This window comes from Lysinibacillus sp. DFXJR4, assembly GCF_057196045.1.
The window spans coordinates 1,518,886-1,538,010 of the sequence record NZ_JBXUNW010000001.1 but is presented as its reverse complement, the minus strand read 5'-3'; the positions used below and the strand labels follow the sequence as shown (position 1 = coordinate 1,538,010).

The following is a 19,125-nucleotide window of genomic DNA, read 5'->3' as shown; positions in this document are numbered from 1 at the left end:
TTAGCAAAGAAGCAATGACCTCCTATCAAAATCTATAGGAGGTCACAGCATGTAAGATTAATTGAATAAGATATTTTGAAGATTTTGAGCATTTTCTTTATCTAACCTTCCATAGCCTTCATCCTCTTTATTACTAATAATTGTTACGATATCATTTTCTTCAAACCAAATTTTATATTCATAAAGTCGTTCAGGCATATTTTCATCATACGTATAAAAGGCAATAACTAAAGCATCTTCTTTTTTTGCCATAATTGCTTCTGCTTGAGGTTCCCACCTCACATTATCTAAAGATTGTTCTACAAAATTTATCTTTTCTTTATCGGCAATTATCTGAATGTCTTCATAGTTTCCTTCTTCATTTACTTTTTGAACATCTATTCTTGTTAGTTGGTCTTCTTTATCAGAACATGCAAAAAGGATTGTTCCTAAAAGTCCTACTAAAATCAACCTCTAAATTTTTTCATTCTCAAACCACCCCTGCATATATAATGATTTTTTTTATCAGCCACACGGAATTGATGGGACATTTAGTTTTGTGTTTGAACTAAGCTAAATAGTGCTGGAATATTCCAATCAAAGAAAATACAATAAAGTCGGTTTATGTCCTTTTTTTCTAAATTGACTTAGGAATAATCATTCAGTTTTTAAGTTAATTATAATAGTATCTCTTTCCTAGTATCTTATTTCCATCTCCTTAAATATTCAACCCAACCTGAATAAAATACGGAACAAAAAATACTATTGTACTAAAGTGATATGACTATGCTATCAAAATAATTTTATACTGATTACATTACTTCATGAATACCTTTCTAATAGAATTTAAGTAAAAATTGTTTCCTTATTGCTTTTAAACAATGTATTTACACTCTTCTATATCCTTTGTATTAGAATAAAATAAGAATATAGTCTTTATTGCGAATTAAAAATATAAGCTAATTGTCTATTTTTTATTATAAAATAATGTGATACATTTATATCCATGAAAAGGAAATTTTATCTTAAGAAGAGGTAGATAGTCGTTGGTTACTCTAGAAAAAAGCACTGCATTATTCAATCAAAAGTATAACATCGAAGAGATTAGAAATGCTTATGAAAATGCCTTTAACAAGATTAAACAAGATGTGTCTGAAAGGAATAATACTATGAATATCACGATTGAAGATGTCCATACAAAAGAAGCGATAACTGCTGTTAGAAAAACAATTGAATTAATCGGGAAAATTAAATCTATTGATCATAGATATATAAATGAAATATACGGCTATGAAACAGCCTTTAATGGAGTAAATGGTCGAATAGTTGTAAAGGGTGGATTCTCTTCTGGTTATCAAGGTGAAGGTCCCCAGGGGCTAAAAAGGATCCTCGCAGAACTGGGAGTTAATGAGAGGAAAATTGAAGAATACGTAAATAGTGTGCAAAAGAAATTTACATTATTTATATAAAAGCCGAGAACAAAACTTGAATCAGTAATGTGTATAGTTCAACATTTCAAAATCATATACATATATGATAGTATTGCTTAAGTCCACTTACATATATCACCAGTGTCCTATACTCCATCTAATGTTTTTGTTGATTCGCACCTTGCGTCAGCCCCAAGAACCGACACCAATAATACTCGAATCAAATCAATTAACCCATTTGGCAGCCAACAAACGAAATAGTGAAGGATCTCATTATTTCTAAAGGGGCAACTGTATTTGGAACAACATTGGAACTTCAGGAACAGTTCGAGGATTAAATTGTTCATCGAGCTGTTCCATTGTTAAAATAGACGTTTTTTCTTCCTACTAACTAAATCCTAAAAAAGATAGATCTTTTAGGGTTCAGCACACTATACTTGAACTAAATCAACTGCCTAGTGAAACAGAATTTATCTTAGAATCACTTCATTATCAGTTGATTTTGACAGCAAAGAATAAACTTCAGTTCTTACTTAATTTTAAAATAGCAGTATCATAGATTTTAAATAAAAGCTTAATTGTAGCGAATCCAGCTAAGATTAAAATAACCATGTAAGTGGAAAAATAAATTATACCTTTAAAATCAATAACCACAGGCCGGTTGACAAATGCAATAGCAATTACAAAAGCCAAAATAAAAATAAAAAAATTATTATCTAAAAGCTTCATTAAGTAACCCCTCCTTAGGTAGACCAATTAAATACTTTGCAATAGTTCATTTACTAAAAAACAAGATATAGCATTATTCATAGCCGTCTCTATTGTTCAAATAGCTATTATTGTCAAGCCAAATTACAGCCTACCATTACCACATCTTACAATTCAAAGGTAATCTATCACCACTTTTGATGTTATCTGTTTCTGCTCTATTGGGACTCCACCAAAACAACTTTTATAAAAATAGTCGCCTTTGGTCATTATTTCCCAAAAGTCCCTCTAACCCTTGATATAAGATTTATGAAAATCTCTTTATAAATCAAAGCTGCCATTAGAAAAAGCTATTACATAAAGAATTGCTCAAAAGCTTTTATCTAAGCTAAACTAATCATTATAAAGTAGATTATTACCATCAAGATCAATACAATTAAAAAGTAAGATATCCAAACAATATGTCTATTAGAAGGTATAAACGCTTCATTTAATATTTGTTTTCTCTTGGCAGAATAATTAATTGTAGCTGTGAAAATAATTAATAATCCAAATAGACATGCCAACAAACCAATGATTGCTGATAAAAAATCCACCCAAAAATTCCGAACAGTCCCAATAGCAAAGTGTAAACTTGTTGCTAAGAAAGCAACACCTAAAATTGAAATTGCTGTTCTAATCCACGCTAAATATGTTCTTTCATTGGCTAAATGTTGCTGGGCATACTTTAATTGCTTACTTCCTACTTCTTGTTCTAGCGGGTTATTTGACATCTATAACACCTACTACCTCTATAAAGTCATGTTTATAATTACAAACACTTTATATAAATTTATGGGGAATTATCCAGAACGATTCTTTTTTGGGGATGAAAACAAACGTATCTGGAACATTCTTTTTAAGTAATTAACCAAAAGATTCAGTAATCTAGATGCATAACTATAAAAATTTTCTAATGTTGTTTTTACACTTCATAAAGTTACAGAACTTTTTTCTTACCATGACAACACTTTTACAAAATGATCATTAATCCCCTAAAACCGTTAGCACAAGACGGATTGTCCTAAATGAACATTCTGTAGTGAACCAACCTACTCAATATTTGATATAATTAAATCTTTTTTCATTTGAATTTACGAATACAATTACCTCTTTTTTATTTTTATCAATTCCTTTAATTACAAAATAAACAGGTGTTTTTTCTTTTGCTTCTTCAAAGGGGATATTGTCAAACTCCTTATCGTTTAAGTGTCTTAATTCAACATTATTGATTGTAGATAGATTAAAATTATTCGTAGCTATTGCCTTAGCATCATCTGATGTCACACTAGCTCCTACCAAATCGCCATCTTTCTCCTTACAACTGATTAAAATCAATATCGGTACTATTGTAATGAACATTATGATCATGTACCTCATTTTCTACCTCATCTCGAATTTATTCCCTTTTAACCAAAATGCACTGGTGACAATAATTATTCCTATATCTTTAATTTAATTAATATTTTTTATTTGGATAATCCATAGAATTTGCTATTTCGATAAGTTCGTCAGATGTTACTTTATCAGAAACATCTTGATCAATACTAAACACATACTGCCAATTATCTCTTTCAAAGACCAACATATTAAATCCAAATTTCGGATTGTCTATATATGCTGCATCACTTCCATCTTTCAACTTAAACACATTTGAAATATACTTTTCAAAGGGGATTTTATACTGAATCGGACGAACATCAATTTTAAAGTGATTTTGAGGAAGTCGGTCATTTAACATTGTTACTTCAAATGAACCATCAAAATCATTAAATCTTCCAAAATAATGAGTAAAACTTATTGGTGGTACTCTAAGGGGAAGCTTAAGTTCTTTTTTATAATGCTGTTCAAAATCTTTTAACGCAGATTCTACAGTTTTATATCCTATTTCAGGAAGAAATTCTTCAAGTGGTTGTGGGGAATCTTTTGATTTTGCATCTACAGTTTCATTAATGGGTATAGAAATTAATATCAATAATAGTAAGAAAATGTATTTGTTCAATTTTATCGCTCCTAAATCTTTTAGGAATATTTTCTCCAATAGAATAGAAAATATGCTTTTTATCCCCATGACCTGTTTCCTAATTTAAGTCCTATTTTTTAGATTAAATGTCTTAGCAGTATACTTCTATTTTTTTTAATTTTCTCAGCTTCACAAGTACTAGGTAAACGAAAGCAATCTTTTAATATGATCGGCCATAAAACTCCTTTGTTCGTTAATTGATTATGTGGAAGGTGCTGATTTTATAACGTTTATAAAAAATTTGCAAAAACCGAAAGTTGGGATTTCTAGAAATTAGTCAAAATCAAAAGGATTAAGCGAATATTTGTTAAAAATACCATATACATGCCCACAGTTATTACAAAAAGCAACATTAAACCAAGGTTGTCCATCTTCAGACTCTTCATTGCTATCTTCAGATACTATGTGTTCTAATCCCTCAATTTTACATTCAGGACATTTTGGCTTTGCCATAAAATTCACTCCTTTCTCTGCATTAATTCGACAAAAGGAAAGGATTCCCTGCTAATTTACTAACTATGACCATTCTTCACGGGTTGATCAATACCTTTTTTCATATTCATTTGTATAATAATCTCCACTTACACTTTCAAGCGTGGTCTTGTTGTGATTTATTCAACTAAAGCCCTCTGTTAATAGAAATAAGTACCCCTAACCCCAGCGAAACTATAGATTAAAAATAAATTAGGTATTGCGACCAAACTATTCCAACAATACCTATAACTAAACCTTTTCATAATCAAGATCCCTGTCAGGCTATTTTTCCACAAATCTGCTTTGTAATTTACAAAATAACACATAACTCTTCTATTTGGATAATAATTTCCATTTACTATTTGAACTAATGTTTGTTCACCATGCATTAATGGTTGGAAGGCACCCTTTCATCTTTTTTTATATAGTGTTCTGTTTTTCTATATAAGATGGAGAATGCTTGATAGCAATCACATACTGCTCCAACAAACACGGCTCTTTTGATATTAATTAACTAAATGAACATATTCGAACAAACAGCCCAAAATTTACAGGAAGCTGGTTATAATCAAACAAAGGAAACATTCCAATACAAATCGTGAAACAGATAACAAACAAAGTTGTCTGTTTTTTTGTTGTTGACTTTAACGTCTCGTAAACCCTTATGGTTATTTGTATAAACCTAAAGGAGGAAACGAAAATGCATGAATTTTATCAAATGCCTTTATTTGTAAAGTTAAAAGTGAAAAATATTGAAAAGTCGAAAGTCTGGTATAAAAGCGTATTAGATTTTCATTCAGTGTTTGATTTTCCTGACGATAAAGGAACAGTATCAATGACACATTTAAGAGGGGAAAAGTACCAAGATTTGATGTTAATCAAGGATGAAAAGGTCAACGCTTCTAGTTCAGTAATTATTAATTTATTCTCTAATAATATTCATAATATTTATCAATCTGCGCTGGAAAACAAAACAACTATTATTCAAGAACCAACTGTTACTCCATGGAATGCAAAAGAATTAACTATAAAAGATCCAGATGGATATATTTTCACAATAACTGAGAGTATCGATTCTGATAAAAGCTTTGATTGTGTAATTGAAAATGTTAAAGGAAAATTAGATAGAAAAGAATAGTTTGTATTGATAGAACCTAGGAAAATAAAAAGCAACCGACTACAAAATGGACAGGTTTTGGTCGGTTGCTCTTATATATGCTGAAAACGTTGGTATATCAATTACCCATGAGTAGCAGACTCAAACGCAACAACGATCTATCATTAATTGCGACCGCTATTATTGAAAATCAAGAGCTATTAAAGTATTGATATAACGGTATTTATTATATTGAAATGTGTCGCAATTTTTCATTAAAAATCACATTCTATCACCAGTTAGGGACTATTTGGTCACCAAAAGTCACCTTTTTTAATACCCTAAGCCCCAGTTAGTTCAGCAAGAAGCAAGAATTTAATCTAATTTTTTTACAAATAAAACTCTGTCTTGATTTGGTCCATCGTAGTCTGTATTTAATGATAGACCTTCAATAATTCTATCTCCATCTTCAATTTCAAAACCCATTTTGGTATGATACGCAATCGAAACTTTATTGACAGGTGACGTTACACACCGAACGATACTTCGATTACTTTGCTTTACTACATTAAAAAATTTATTGTATAAATGTTTTCCAATATGATGCTTTCTGTATTCAGGATGAACTCCAACGAAATGAATATACGCCTCATTTGAATGAGTTTGAGAAAGGAATCCTATTAGAAAACCCACAAGTTTACCATCCTTTTCTGCAATGAAACTTGTTTGTGCAAAATGGTCGAAGAATAATTTTGGTAGCTTATCAGACATATTCCTGCCACCCCACCACTCGTTAATTAGAGGTGAAATTACATAGTAGTCTGAACCTTTAACTGAACGAATTTCCATTTAAATCCTCCTATTTTATGTAAAAATTTTTTTAAACTAATATTAACATTAAAACAATTTTATATTAGTTTAACAATACCTCATCTAAATATTACTTGGACAATTATTTCATTCACCATTCCAACCAATTATCTAATGTTGGTTCACCATGCACTATTGATTGTGGAAGACTTCTCTTTCACACAACCACCTATAGAAAGGCACTGAACATTCTCTTTCGCGGTTCGCCCCTCCACAGATGATGATATTGGGAGTTAAATTTGAGGCAAATTTTGTATGAGAAGATGGCCGGAAATAAAACTGATCACTAACAAAGTTGTTTTTTTGTTCATTTAATTAGTCAATCCGTCTTAAGGCTGAGAAATAACACAGCCTATAGCATGTTCCTAATAATAGGTTTAATTGATATAATTAAACCATTAAAGGAAACAGCAAGCAAGAAGGAAGGAGATGTTCATTATGGGTATGAAAATATGGTGGGCCACAAATATTGTATGGATATTAATTTTCAGTGCTCTTGCAGTATTTGTTGGTGCAAGAAATATTGATGGAGCAGGTGTAGTTCAAACACCTGAAATTAAAATGATAACATTCGTTATTTTAGGTATTGCTGTTTTAGTTGTTTTACTATTTCAATTGATTTTTCTTTATTTTGTTAGAAAAAGTACAAATAAAAATTTAACAAATAGATTATCATGACTCAACGTTGTTCTTTGTTTTTGTGTAAGCCGCTTAAATAAGTGGCTTTTTTGTATGTACTCTATCAGTATTCTTTACAAAATGAAATTCCAAAAATCTGTAAGGAGTTAGCTGGATTTTGGAAAGAAAAAGATGATGGCTAAACAAATTCAATTGTTTGATAATAAATTCAACGATCATGGTAAAACACTTGCTGTATGATAATTTTACAATTACTTTGAACCATTGGGTGCTCTTGAAATGTTTGATTCGAATTTTTCGCCTTCAAACAGAACGTATAATCCCTTAAAGGTGGTGATGAGTTAACGTATCAAACACTGAACTTGGATATGATGAAGAAAAAAGTAAATATATAAAAAGAACAAAAATGTCACATTGAGCATGAGAAAATAAAGGCAAGTGACCTATTTGACGAAATCTTGTAAAATGGTCTACTTTTCGTCGCTTTTGATCACTTGCTTAAATTTCAACTATTAAAAAACACGCTAAAACCCTGTTATACCAACTACTCTTGAATCGCAGCCTCTAACGCAACAACCATCATATCATTGAAATACTTGTACTTTTTATAAGACCAAGATACTTCAATAATGTTGATTTAACAGCATTCTAAACTTTATAAAATGTATCTTAAAGTGTTTACAATTTTATAAAATTAACTAAATGTTGGTCACTTTTGGTCACCAAAAGTCACCTGTTTTAATACCCTAGACCACCCATCACGAAGTGGTCTTTTATTGGTTATTGAAATAAACACTTCTTTCAAACATTAGATAGTTGAGTAACACATCCGTTTAACTAAATGCTTGAATAAAATGATAAAGAAAGGGGGTGTTAATATGAATTCAACTAATAATAGATGTCATCAATCAGGTTGTGGTTGCCAACGGTGCGGTAATGAAAAATTCAATTGCACTGGGGTTAGATCATTCAGGGCTATTGACGCAGCCTGTATACCGCCTAACATTCCCGAACCACCAAAAGAGAAGAATTTGGCATATGGATCATTTTACGATCCCTCTGGAAACATTGTTCTAGTAACACCAGTCCCATTTCCACCTTTAGGACAGAAAGTTATTTTTACGACTCTTGGTCCATCTTTGGATGTAGATCCTGCTCCTATTCCTAATAATAGTACTGATCTTCAGGTTGCCACCAGTGGCGTATATGAAATCAGTATGAACATCTCAGTCCAACTTGGAAATGCTACCAGCGATTCTTTGGATACGTGGGTGGTGTTTGGATTGTTCATCAATGATACAATCCCGGTGAATGGCAGCCAGTTCGAATCCGAAAATAATATTAAAATTGATTCGATAACTTCAGTTGTAACCTTAAATACAGCTAACACCATAGGAACTACAATACAACTACGATTAAACAAAGATGATAGACTTAGTATCAGGGTAATAGCAGCCTCTACAAAAGTCACTTATAGATTCCCATCATTGGTCGTTACTAAAATTGATAATTGAAAATTTACAGGCTGACTCTATGGTGTTGGTGTCAGCCTGTATACCGTTTAACTGTACAGTCCGTTTTATTTTTTTATCTCTGCACAATATACCCTCTTTTTCTTGGTCCTTTATACTTCTTCTTATCAACAGATTTATTAACATTTTTGGATGGCTTTCGGTCCACTTGCGGTCATGGTCCGATTGCTGAACCGAAAGAAAATCAAACATACTAATTTGTTTATTCATACTTATCCCCTCTCTACCATTCCAGCCAGTTTTATCAATTTCCCGGTCTATTATTATTTGATTGTGGAAGGCCATCACGCTCATTTAACCAATTATAAATTCGATTACTCTGATTAGATTAAATATCAAAAACGTGATTTATAGCCTTTGTCCCCCTCCCCTTTACCGCATATTATAAAGACAAAAAGGAGATAACCATTCCATGAATAATTGTGGGAGTAATAATGAATCATTAACTATTAAAAAATGCCATAATTTAGGAACATTTACGGCTAATGATATTAATTGCATCAGTACTTCCATTCCTATTGGCGGATCCATAATTCCATTTTCCTCTGGATTTGAATTTATTTTAATCGGTGACAATTTTGGCAATGGTACTAACAATGTCGGTCTTATAGGTTTTGGTAGTTCTGTATCTTTAGTTCCTCTTATTGGTAATACAATTAACTTAATTGGACTTCCTAATGAAGCCTTCACTGTTTCACGTGACGGTAATATTACATCTATTTCAGCGTCATTCACCTATTTAGGAGGAGTATTGGACTTAGAAACTGCGACAGTCCGAGCACAGATATTCCGTGCACCTGTAGGTAGTAATAGTTTCACTGCTACAAGTGCAAGTGTTGATTTGGCTCCGTCAATAACAGCACTTTCAGGAATAGGAGAAATATCTTTTGGAACAGCTAATATCCCACCTGTGTCTGTAGCTGTAGGCGATAGTTTAATTATGGTATTTCATGTATTGGAAGCAGGAGTCGCTATTGCTGGCTACGCAAACGGAGGGATTAATATTATTTAAAAATAACATCTCTTTCATCTAACCAATTATACAAAGGCACAGGACGTTCTTTATAAGGTGTTTTTTCTATAGAAGAAGATTATATTCGACTTACTACTCAAACGCTCTACAGCCTTGCTATACGCCTCTACAAATACGGATCTTTTGATATTTCTAGCAAATTTCAATATTATTAATGTCGAGGAAATTAAAGTAGCCTTTGAGGAAGTAATTGAACAAGCTAAACTGTCATTCAGATCGTGAGACAGATAACTAACAAAGTTGTCTGTTTTTTTGTATGTACTTTTCACTCTTTATTTCCTAAAATGGAATATAAAGGGATTATTTAAAAATGAAAAAATTAATTTTTAGTGCAGCATTAGTATTAAGTCTAGGACTAGCAGGATGTGGAGTGGAAACAGCAAAAGAAGAACCAGGTGAAAAGAAAAAAACAGTTACTGAGACATCAAAAGAGGATGCTACAAAACAAGAATCATCAGCACCAGTACCTGGGCTTTGGCGTTACGTAATAAATTTGTCGTAGTGACATTTAAGCAAGTCGTTTTTATGTACTTGGTTTTTAACTCCATATAAACTATACATAATAATACAAAAGGAGAATATTGATGGAATTTCGATTAGAATTATTCGTTGAAGATTTACAAAAGTCTATTAGTTTTTATGAGGAAATAATAGGTCTTACATTTCATAATAAGACCGAAGTTAGTGCAATTATTAAAATGAAGAATTTTGCTTTATTATTAACATCTGATAACGTTCTTAATGAAAATCATTATTTTAAAAAAGGCGGTTTAAGACCAAAAGGAAAAGGTATTGAAGTAGTGATACTACAAGATAATATCGAACAAACATATCAACGTGTTCTAGATAAACATTATCCAGTTGAATCAAGTCTTGTTTTACAATCATGGGGAATGAAAGATTTTCGCATTATTGACCCTGATGGCTATTATCTGAGATTAACTTCGTATAAAGATTAGGGAAGAGACCAAGACAGCAACTTTAAGCTTCTTGGTCTTTCAATATTTTTATTATTTACCACGTCTTTGCAGAATCGTAATGTACAGACCAATTAAACGGTCAGTGGTCATTGTACTATTCTGTAAATCCTTTAAGTGCCATTTCTGAATAATGCCGTCTTTAACAGCCTTTGGAATAAAGTTCTCCGTTTCAGTTTTCATAGCTGGTGAACCTGGATTCCATGTTTGAATCATTTTGTTTTCCACAATTAATTTCCTTTACTATTGCTTGGAACAATTACTTGTCCTAATTTATAGCCTAATGGCATCTTCCAATTTGCTTTAACTTCGAAATGCGGTCTATCAACAGTCCCAGCCTTTACCCACGATTTATTTTCTGTGGTGTGAAGCCACAAATAATAGCCTTTAAGATGTATTGATCATAGTGTCGTGAATTAAAACCCATCAATGTAAATTTTAAAATTATTCAAGAACAACTTGGACATGTTAACATTCAAGAAACGATTAATACCTATAGTCACTTAACTATGAAAGATAAAGAAAAAGCAACCGACTACTTCAATTCCATTTTATAAAAAATGGTCGGTTTTTGGTCGGTTGCTTTTATTTGCAGTATTTTATATTTGCTGAAAACCCTCTTATATCAACTACTCTTGAATAGCAGCTTCTAACGCCACAACCATCATGTCATTGAAAGTTGTTTGGCGCTCTTCTGAAGTCGTTACCTCACCTGTTAGGATATGGTCGCTTACTGTTAGAACAGAAAGTGCTTTACGGCCGAATTTTGCGGCTAATGTGTAAAGTGCTGCAGATTCCATTTCAACTGCTAGTACGCCGTATTGTGCTAATTTTTCGTTTTGATGCTCATCAGAATAGAACAAATCAGCTGTGAAGATATTTCCTACTTGTAGGTTTAGCCCAGCCGCTTTACCTGCATTATAGGCTTTTAATAATAAGTCGAAGTCAGCGATTGGTGCGAAGTCGATAGCACCGCCCCAAATAATTTGGTTCATACGTGTGTCAGATGTTGCAGCTTGGGCTAAAATGACATCACGTACTTTTACATCTTTTTGAATTGCACCACAAGTACCTACGCGGATTAATTTTTGAACATCATATTCTTGCATTAATTCAGTTGCATAGATGGAAATTGATGGCACACCCATCCCAGTTCCTTGTACAGAGATACGTTTGCCTTTATATGTTCCCGTATAACCAAACATATTACGTACTTCGTTATAGCAAGTTACATCCTCTAAAAACGTCTCTGCGATGTATTTTGCACGAAGTGGATCTCCTGGAAGTAAAATTGTGTCAGCGATTTCGCCTTTTTTTGCATTAATATGAACACTCATACTGCAATCCCTCTTTTCTGTCAGTTATCACTTTAAATAATACTGTGTTTCTGCTATTTAATCAATGCTAGACGTCTAGCAACTTAAAATAAATTCATTCATTTCTTTCCTTGTCTCACCCTTGCTCGACATATAATGCCCACAATTCATCAAATGCTTCAGTAGTAAGGTTGTCTGTTGCAAACGATTCAATATACGTTGAAAGCTCTTCAAAATCTGTGCTTTGCTTTGGGAAATTATGCTCATGAAACATCTCCTCTGCAAATCGTACCTTCTGATCAGACCAATCTCCACCGCGGAAAGTTAATACATATAAATAAAAGCTCTTTTTCATGCTAGAAATTCCCCTTTTTATACTAATCTGTTTTCCGCTAGTTTATCAAAAAATCATGTTCTCGTCATAAAAATAACTATTAAGTATTTTTTCCTATTTAAGTTTATTCACTATTTTTTTCACATCTTTCGACTTGAGACGTAGAAGTTTAATAGGTTTTTTTATCTGAAAAATGAAAATTTTGCGAAACAATATCTAGAAAAATCTAGTAAAATAAGATAAAATTGAAATCGACTATTTGAAAATAGGAAGGTGATGGCGATGAAAAACTTACAAAAAACCAGTAACTCTGCGAAAAAACGCCCGTCTCTCTTTAAAACTAGCTTTTCTGCTAAAGAGAAAGCAACTGATTTAGAGGAAAGTAGGCATAATCTCCCTCCTATTAAGGAAAAACGACAACGTTTTTATCATTTAATACGGGGTAAAGTGCTTATTATATTTACACTTCTAATTATCATTAACGGAATAATGGGTATATTGTCTTATGTCGATATACGTAATCTTCAGCGACAAATGGATGATTTTACTGAGAAAAATGTCCAAGAGCAATTAACAGTTAATCAGCTTGCTTATGAAATTGCACGGCTCACAAATTTAGAGCAAACCTATTTAATTACTGGTAACGGCACTTATTCTACTTCATATCATATGAAAATTGACTCGATAAATAAAAAAATTAAGGAATTAGAAGATCAGTTCTCAGATCGAGAGCTTGAGCTTGGACATATGCAGGCAATTGGTCAATATTATAAAAATTACCTCGATTACTCTGAAAAAGTCATGACGATGCGTGATGAGCTTGGACTGGAGCAAGCAAGAAAGCTGATGATGGGCGCTGTTGGCGAAACGATGAAAACACATATTGATAAAAATATCGAATCCATCAATACAGTGATGGATGAAGCAAATAAAACCAAATTAAATAAGTTGAACCAGCAAGTCAATGTCTCTATTATTTCTTTCTTTATCATTTCAGTAATCGGTTTTATTGCTATCATTATATTTGGCTATATGTTATTTAAATCATTAAAAAATAATACACAAGCAATTAACGAGTCGATTCTGGATATTGCACAGGCTGGTGGCGATTTGACAAGGCGCGTTAAAGTACGTAATCATGATGAATTTTCAACGATTGCCTCTTCCACCAACACTTTAATAGAATCCATATCTAATCTCATAAAACGTGTGAGTGAGCTTGCAGATCATGTTTCTAGTAGCAGTCAGGAATTAATGTCATTAGCGGATGAAAATGCTCGTACTATTCAGGATATTGCAGATGCTACAGCTGACATTGCAAGCGATAGTGACAATACCATTTCCAGCATGAATAGTGCCCAGCAAAAAATGAGTGACCTTGAGCATTCTATGCACCATTTAAATGAACAAGCCAATGCTGTCCAACGTGCATCCTTAGCAATGCAGCAAGCAGCTGATGATGGCAGTCGCTCAGTTGAACAATCTTCACTAGTGATGCAGGCAATTGAAGAAACAATGGCCACAACGACAACAACGGTGGAGGCACTAGGACGAAAATCAGCAGACATAACATCAATCATTGGGACAATCACCGCTATATCCGAACAGACGAATTTACTGGCACTAAATGCTGCGATTGAAGCTGCACGTGCAGGGGAGCACGGAAGAGGCTTTGCAGTTGTAGCTGATGAAGTTCGCAAATTAGCGGAGCAATCCCAAAGTGCTGCGAAGGAAGTCACAACAATTGTAACGTCCATTCAGGATGAAGTATCCTCTATTATTACACAAAACTACGAGGGGGTAACTTCGGTTATTCGCGGAGTAGAAGTGACAAATGAAACAAATCAATCATTAGCGAATATTTTATCGCATACACAGGAAACTACTTCCATTATTACGGCAATGGCTGAAAAAATTTCTTTAACCCTTGAGTATAGCAATGCTGTAGCAAGTGAGTTTGTCCACGTTAATGCCTATGCTGAACAATCCGCTGCTAATACAGTTACTTCCGCAGCAGCAGCAACACAAGGCTCCGCTTCCATGCAAGAAATTAATGCAGCCGCCGCAGAACTTGCCCAACAAGCAGATTTCCTTCGTAATTTAGTAAGTGAGTTTAAGGTTTAATTGACCCACTATAAGCACAAAAAAACTCCCAGCAAACTTCATGCTAGGAGTTTTCTTTATTTAAATAAGGAAAGATATTCAGTATAGCCTTCCTTTTCTAAATCCTCTTTTGGTATAAAACGTAAAGCTGCTGAATTGATGCAATAGCGTAAGCCTCCAAGCTCAGTTGGTCCATCAGGGAAAACATGTCCTAAATGTGAATCAGCATCCTTACTCCGAACCTCCACTCGGCGCATTCCATGAGATGTATCAAAATGCTCGGTTACTTCCTCTTTTTCAATTGGCTTTGTAAATGCTGGCCAACCACATCCTGAATCGAATTTATCGAGGGAGCTAAATAACGGTTTCCCTGAAACGATATCAACATAAATGCCATCTTCAAAATGTTGATCATATTCATTACGGAACGGTGGTTCTGTTCCATTTTCTTGTGTTACATAGTATTGCATGTCAGTTAGTTCTTTTAAGCGTTGTTCTTTTTTCATTTTTCTCGCCCCCAGTGTTGCTCCTGAAATGCTTTTCGACCAGAACCAATTGAATAGCGCTCGTAGTGCATTGGATTTTTCTTATAATAATATTGATGATAATCCTCAGCTGGATAAAACGTATTAGCTGGTAAGATTTTCACCGTTATCGGCTTATCAAATTTACCAGATGCCTCTAAATCCGCTTTAGAACGTTCCGCTAATTCACGTTGCTCCTCATTATGATAAAAAATGGCAGTTGTGTAGGATTCCCCACGATCATAAAATTGCCCACCGGCATCTGTTGGATCTATTAATGTCCAAAATGTCGCTAGTAATTGCTCATAGGAATAGAGCTCATCCTCAAAGGTAATTTGTACTGCTTCCATATGTCCTGTTGTTTCAGAGCATACTTGTTCATATGTCGGATTCATAACATGTCCACCCGTATAACCAGAAATCACCGATTCAATTCCAGGTGTTTCGTCAAAGGGCTTGACCATACACCAAAAACAACCACCTGCAAATGTTGCATATTGCTTTACCATTCATGTCACTCCTTATTCACCAGGAACAATAATTTCCAATAAAATTTTATCTTTTGGTAAATTTAACTCTTTTGCTCGAATACGAGACCCAGAAGCTATATTAATACGTGATAAATCAATATAAATTTCTGCCTTATTTGGATTTACTGTAATCCAAGAAGGAAATTCCACCGAGTCGCGCATAATTTTCATAGTCGTCTCAGGTGGAATATTCAACAGCCCGACATTCATACCTGTTTGCTTTAGGATAATATTCCCTTTGTCATCAACGATGGGATCAAAATTCATAGTGATTGGGATTTCTGTATAAAAAACGGTTAGCTTACTTCTTAGCTGAATATCATCACCAATCGTAAAATCCAATGGCAGAGGTGATCCTTTTGCGGCGTCCTTTAAATATTTCTTCGATATTGATTCTAACTCCTTCGTTGTTGTTTGAACAACGAGGACATTCCCTTTTACTTCACTTTCACCTTCCGAACTCTTTGCTACAATTACTCCATCAACAGGTTTTGTTGCTAAATACACGACGAGGAGGATTGCAAACAGCACTGTGCCTGCTAAGGCGAAAAATGCGATTTTCCATTTATTCATTTTGTCACTCCTCGAAGCCTATTTCCTTGTTAATTTTTTGTTCCATTCCACACTGCTCCATTGCTGCAAGTATTCGTTCCGTCATTTTTTCATAGCCTTTTGCGTTTGGATGAAAGAAATCCGTATGATATACGAGCTCTTTGTTTGAATCAAATAAATCCTCTACTGAGACATAGCAGGCATTCGTATCTTCACTTGCTATGTCTTTTATGACATTATTCCACTCCGTTATAATTGTATCAAATTCATTGGCCTCATTTGTCACGATAGAGAATGGATTATAAAAACCAATCAGCAATAAGGGTACCGTAGGATTTTTAGCACGAATGCCAGCAACGATTTTACTATAGCGTTCCTTATATGCCAGCAATTCTTTATCAAAAGCATCTCGTTTCAAATTAAACAAATCCTGTCTAACTACCTTCATAACATCATTTCCGCCCATGGTTAATGAAATAAGCTGTGCGTTTTGCAATTCTTCATCATAATGCCCTTTTTTCACTAATTTTAATAGCTGATCACTACGTCTTCCTCTTTTTCCTCTATTGTCGACCTCTACATCAGAGATAGAGGGCCAAGCTTGCAAAGAATCTGTTAATCTACCTACAAAACCGTCTTGACTATACTCATCACCGACACCATCTGTTAATGAATCTCCCAGTGCCAAATAATGTAGTTGTTTTGCGTTTTCATCATCAATTTTCCGTAAATCCTCTGGTGATGGCTCAAAAAAATGCTCAAAAATTTGCGTCAACATATTCTTAGAGGTTTTTTCCTCGTCTTCTGTTTGTTGCTCATCCTGTTTCATATCTTGCTCCGTCCCTGCTTGCTCACCTTCAGGCTCTGCTTGCGGATTCGGTTCATCTATTGATATAGCACAACCACTTAGTACTAAGACGGTCAAAATTGACAAAATTAATATTCGCCAAATGCTCATTTGACCACCTTCCATCATTCGCTGTTTCTTCTATTATAGAATAGTTCATACTGCAATGAAAAGGGACGATACCTAGCTATTCCATAAAAAAAGTGTTTTTTACTGTAATGCCTACTTTTCCCTGCATTATAAAAAATAAAAAGCCACTACAATACTTATGTAGTAGCTCCTGTCTATTATTCTGCAAAATAAATAAATCCAATCGCTCCAGGACCAGTATGTGTAGAGATAATAGGTGATGTGAAGGCAATCTCTACGTCATTAAAGCCTGTTTCTTCAATTAACGCTTTTAATGGTTCACCCATCGTAATTAGTCCATCAGCATGAGAGATTCCTACTGCTTTTACGGTTTTACCAGCAGTATCAGCTTGAAATTGTTTAAATAAGTAATTTACAACCTGTTTATGGCTTCTAACTTTAGAAACAGGGTTGTATACCCCACCCTCTAAATTTGCAATTACTTTGATATTGAGTAAAGATCCGATAAAGCCTGTACCTTTACCAATTCGTCCGCCCTTAATTAAGTTTTCCAACGTGTCAACAATAACATATAAATAAGTATTATCGCGCACTTTTTCTAGACGTGTCACGATTTCCTCGACAGTAGCACCTGTATCTCGCATTTTAATTGCCTCACGTAATTGAATGGCTAGTCCAATCGCAATAAAGCGTGAATCAATTACTGTGACATCTGCGTCTGTCATTTGTGCTGCCTGACGAGCGGATTCAACAGTTCCACTCATACCACCAGTCATGTGAATGGATATGATTTTATCCCCATTTTGACCCAGCTCATCGTACAATTCTTTAAATTTCCCTGGTGCAGGCTGGGAACTTTTTGGTAAATCTTTAGCGTTTTTCATTAAACCTAAAAAAGGCTGTGGTTCTAAATCAACACCATCTATATATGTTTGCCCATCAATTTGAATCGTTAAAGGCACGATATGTATACCATGCTGCGATACTTCTTCCTTAGTTAAATCACAAGTTGAGTCCGTTACAATATGAATTCGTCCCACTTCGACACATCCTTTTACTTCATTAAAATTTATTATATAGACTAATGAAACATTATGTAAACATGACATTTGTCATTAGGTATCATACAATGATATTTATTTTGAAAACGCTACCTTTGCTACTATAGCGCTTAGTCGAGCACTTGTCTAACAATGTCCTTCATGGATTTAGACATTTATATGACACTTTTGATACTGAAGATATGACAAATGTAAATAGCAGGATGAAAATTATTGGGGTATAGTAAAAATACAAACGAAAGGAGTGTTTAAAATGATGGATTCATTTGACTATAAAACATGGAGAGAAGAATTGTGGAATGCCATTACGCATGGTATTGGGTTTATCGCTAGTATTCCAGCATTAATTGTTCTTATTTTAGCGGCTGTACAAACAGGTGGAGCGCTTCAAATAACAACTTTTAGTATTTTCGGTGCCTCTGTCATCATTTTATTTTTAATGTCAACACTGCTACATAGCATGCCTGAAAAATATAAATACTTTTTCTCTATACTTGATCATTCGTCTATTTATATTTTAATTGCAGGAACCTATACACCTTTTCTGTTAATTGCGATTGGCGGCACTCTAGGCATTACCTTATTATGTATTATTTGGTCTCTTGCTCTATTAGGCGTTCTATTTAAATGCTTCTTTATTAATCGATTTGAAATACTTTCTTTAATTTTTTATATCGGTATGGGTTGGTTAATTATTTTTGCAATAAAGCCTATCTACCTTTACTTAGGATTTAATGGCTTTGCTTTACTGTTTGCAGGTGGGCTATTCTATACAATTGGTGCCATTTTTTATGCTTGGCGCTCACTTCCTTACAATCATACAATCTGGCATCTATTTGTATTAGCTGGCTGTGGATCAATGTATGCTTGTGTTTATTTTTACTTATAAATACAAAATGAAAATCGCTCTTTTTTGATAAAGGAGCGATTTTTCGTTCATCCATTGATATTGGAGCACCAGCCGTATG

The 19,125-nt window shown here is 33.8% G+C and carries 24 protein-coding genes; 9 read left to right on the top strand and 15 right to left on the bottom strand.

Annotation, left to right across the window (positions count from 1 at the left end):
* Nucleotides 1–57: 57 nt before the first annotated feature.
* Complete coding sequence (locus tag AC2CGN_RS07885) at nt 58–450, bottom strand: hypothetical protein (protein ID WP_484513084.1); 393 nt, start codon at nt 448–450, stop codon at nt 58–60.
* 575 nt (nt 451–1,025) lie between these two features.
* Between AC2CGN_RS07885 and AC2CGN_RS07880 the strand changes: the two genes are divergently transcribed.
* Nucleotides 1,026–1,448: a hypothetical protein gene (locus tag AC2CGN_RS07880; protein ID WP_286926677.1), complete on the top strand. Its 423-nt coding sequence runs from the start codon at nt 1,026–1,028 to the stop codon at nt 1,446–1,448.
* Nucleotides 1,449–1,931: 483 nt separating this feature from the next.
* Here AC2CGN_RS07880 and AC2CGN_RS07875 read toward each other — a convergent pair whose 3' ends face one another.
* The 5 genes from AC2CGN_RS07875 to AC2CGN_RS07855 all read right to left on the bottom strand — a co-directional run bounded on the left by AC2CGN_RS07875 (nt 1,932) and on the right by AC2CGN_RS07855 (nt 4,632).
* The gene (locus AC2CGN_RS07875) at nt 1,932–2,138 is read right to left on the bottom strand and encodes a hypothetical protein (protein WP_484513081.1); all 207 of its coding nucleotides are present in this window, start codon (nt 2,136–2,138) and stop codon (nt 1,932–1,934) included.
* Between the two features lie 362 nt (nt 2,139–2,500).
* Complete coding sequence (locus AC2CGN_RS07870) at nt 2,501–2,890, bottom strand: YidH family protein (RefSeq protein WP_286926673.1); 390 nt, start codon at nt 2,888–2,890, stop codon at nt 2,501–2,503.
* Nucleotides 2,891–3,212: 322 nt separating this feature from the next.
* Nucleotides 3,213–3,518, bottom strand: coding sequence for a hypothetical protein (locus tag AC2CGN_RS07865; RefSeq protein ID WP_429981711.1), 306 nt, complete (start codon nt 3,516–3,518; stop codon nt 3,213–3,215).
* A gap of 97 nt (nt 3,519–3,615) precedes the next feature.
* Nucleotides 3,616–4,158, bottom strand: a complete 543-nt coding sequence (locus AC2CGN_RS07860; RefSeq protein ID WP_429990250.1) for a hypothetical protein — start codon at nt 4,156–4,158, stop codon at nt 3,616–3,618.
* Nucleotides 4,159–4,452: 294 nt separating this feature from the next.
* Nucleotides 4,453–4,632, bottom strand: a complete 180-nt coding sequence (locus tag AC2CGN_RS07855) for a hypothetical protein (protein ID WP_054771516.1) — start codon at nt 4,630–4,632, stop codon at nt 4,453–4,455.
* Between the two features lie 721 nt (nt 4,633–5,353).
* Between AC2CGN_RS07855 and AC2CGN_RS07850 the strand changes: the two genes are divergently transcribed.
* Complete coding sequence (locus AC2CGN_RS07850; protein WP_429981709.1) at nt 5,354–5,791, top strand: VOC family protein; 438 nt, start codon at nt 5,354–5,356, stop codon at nt 5,789–5,791.
* Nucleotides 5,792–6,124: 333 nt separating this feature from the next.
* Here AC2CGN_RS07850 and AC2CGN_RS07845 read toward each other — a convergent pair whose 3' ends face one another.
* A complete protein-coding gene (locus AC2CGN_RS07845; protein ID WP_286926666.1) occupies nt 6,125–6,598 on the bottom strand; it encodes a GNAT family N-acetyltransferase in 474 nt (157 codons plus the stop codon).
* Between the two features lie 459 nt (nt 6,599–7,057).
* Between AC2CGN_RS07845 and AC2CGN_RS07840 the strand changes: the two genes are divergently transcribed.
* From AC2CGN_RS07840 to AC2CGN_RS07820, 5 genes are all read left to right on the top strand, one after another.
* A complete protein-coding gene (locus AC2CGN_RS07840) occupies nt 7,058–7,297 on the top strand; it encodes a DUF3923 family protein (RefSeq protein ID WP_429985305.1) in 240 nt (79 codons plus the stop codon).
* 839 nt (nt 7,298–8,136) lie between these two features.
* Nucleotides 8,137–8,772: a hypothetical protein gene (locus AC2CGN_RS07835; protein WP_429981706.1), complete on the top strand. Its 636-nt coding sequence runs from the start codon at nt 8,137–8,139 to the stop codon at nt 8,770–8,772.
* 430 nt (nt 8,773–9,202) lie between these two features.
* Complete coding sequence (locus AC2CGN_RS07830) at nt 9,203–9,802, top strand: exosporium glycoprotein BclB-related protein (RefSeq protein ID WP_484513077.1); 600 nt, start codon at nt 9,203–9,205, stop codon at nt 9,800–9,802.
* A gap of 331 nt (nt 9,803–10,133) precedes the next feature.
* On the top strand, nt 10,134–10,325 hold the full coding sequence (locus AC2CGN_RS07825; protein WP_484513075.1) for a hypothetical protein: 192 nt from the start codon (nt 10,134–10,136) through the stop codon (nt 10,323–10,325).
* Between the two features lie 82 nt (nt 10,326–10,407).
* Complete coding sequence (locus AC2CGN_RS07820) at nt 10,408–10,782, top strand: VOC family protein (RefSeq protein ID WP_484513073.1); 375 nt, start codon at nt 10,408–10,410, stop codon at nt 10,780–10,782.
* A 51-nt stretch (nt 10,783–10,833) separates the two neighbouring features.
* On the opposite strand, the gene AC2CGN_RS07815 is transcribed toward AC2CGN_RS07820, so the two are convergent.
* The 3 genes from AC2CGN_RS07815 to AC2CGN_RS07805 all read right to left on the bottom strand — a co-directional run bounded on the left by AC2CGN_RS07815 (nt 10,834) and on the right by AC2CGN_RS07805 (nt 12,471).
* Nucleotides 10,834–11,016, bottom strand: a complete 183-nt coding sequence (locus AC2CGN_RS07815) for a hypothetical protein (protein WP_484513071.1) — start codon at nt 11,014–11,016, stop codon at nt 10,834–10,836.
* Between the two features lie 413 nt (nt 11,017–11,429).
* A complete protein-coding gene (gene deoD, locus AC2CGN_RS07810) occupies nt 11,430–12,137 on the bottom strand; it encodes a purine-nucleoside phosphorylase (RefSeq protein WP_286926664.1) in 708 nt (235 codons plus the stop codon).
* A 115-nt stretch (nt 12,138–12,252) separates the two neighbouring features.
* A complete protein-coding gene (locus AC2CGN_RS07805; protein WP_429981701.1) occupies nt 12,253–12,471 on the bottom strand; it encodes a YozE family protein in 219 nt (72 codons plus the stop codon).
* Between the two features lie 255 nt (nt 12,472–12,726).
* On the opposite strand from AC2CGN_RS07805, the gene AC2CGN_RS07800 reads away from it, so the two are divergent.
* Nucleotides 12,727–14,574, top strand: coding sequence for a methyl-accepting chemotaxis protein (locus AC2CGN_RS07800; RefSeq protein ID WP_376781250.1), 1,848 nt, complete (start codon nt 12,727–12,729; stop codon nt 14,572–14,574).
* A 56-nt stretch (nt 14,575–14,630) separates the two neighbouring features.
* Here AC2CGN_RS07800 and msrB read toward each other — a convergent pair whose 3' ends face one another.
* The 5 genes from msrB to AC2CGN_RS07775 all read right to left on the bottom strand — a co-directional run bounded on the left by msrB (nt 14,631) and on the right by AC2CGN_RS07775 (nt 18,136).
* Nucleotides 14,631–15,059, bottom strand: a complete 429-nt coding sequence (msrB, locus tag AC2CGN_RS07795; RefSeq protein ID WP_286926661.1) for a peptide-methionine (R)-S-oxide reductase MsrB — start codon at nt 15,057–15,059, stop codon at nt 14,631–14,633.
* Entirely contained in the window at nt 15,056–15,586 is a 531-nt protein-coding gene (gene msrA, locus AC2CGN_RS07790; protein WP_429990254.1) for a peptide-methionine (S)-S-oxide reductase MsrA, read from the bottom strand. Before msrA ends, msrB begins: the two co-directional genes overlap by 4 nt.
* Nucleotides 15,587–15,598: 12 nt before the next feature.
* The gene (locus AC2CGN_RS07785; RefSeq protein ID WP_286926659.1) at nt 15,599–16,180 is read right to left on the bottom strand and encodes a YpmS family protein; all 582 of its coding nucleotides are present in this window, start codon (nt 16,178–16,180) and stop codon (nt 15,599–15,601) included.
* Between the two features lie 4 nt (nt 16,181–16,184).
* Nucleotides 16,185–17,117, bottom strand: coding sequence for a GDSL-type esterase/lipase family protein (locus tag AC2CGN_RS07780; RefSeq protein ID WP_429987256.1), 933 nt, complete (start codon nt 17,115–17,117; stop codon nt 16,185–16,187).
* Between the two features lie 176 nt (nt 17,118–17,293).
* Nucleotides 17,294–18,136 (bottom strand): DegV family protein, encoded by an 843-nt coding sequence (locus AC2CGN_RS07775; RefSeq protein WP_286926657.1) that lies wholly within the window; start codon nt 18,134–18,136, stop codon nt 17,294–17,296.
* A gap of 274 nt (nt 18,137–18,410) precedes the next feature.
* Here AC2CGN_RS07775 and trhA point away from each other — a divergent pair, with 274 nt between their 5' ends.
* Nucleotides 18,411–19,046 carry a PAQR family membrane homeostasis protein TrhA gene (gene trhA / locus AC2CGN_RS07770; protein ID WP_429985298.1) on the top strand — a complete coding sequence of 212 codons (636 nt, stop codon included), beginning with the start codon at nt 18,411–18,413 and terminating at the stop codon, nt 19,044–19,046.
* The last annotated feature ends 79 nt before the right edge of the window (nt 19,047–19,125 follow it).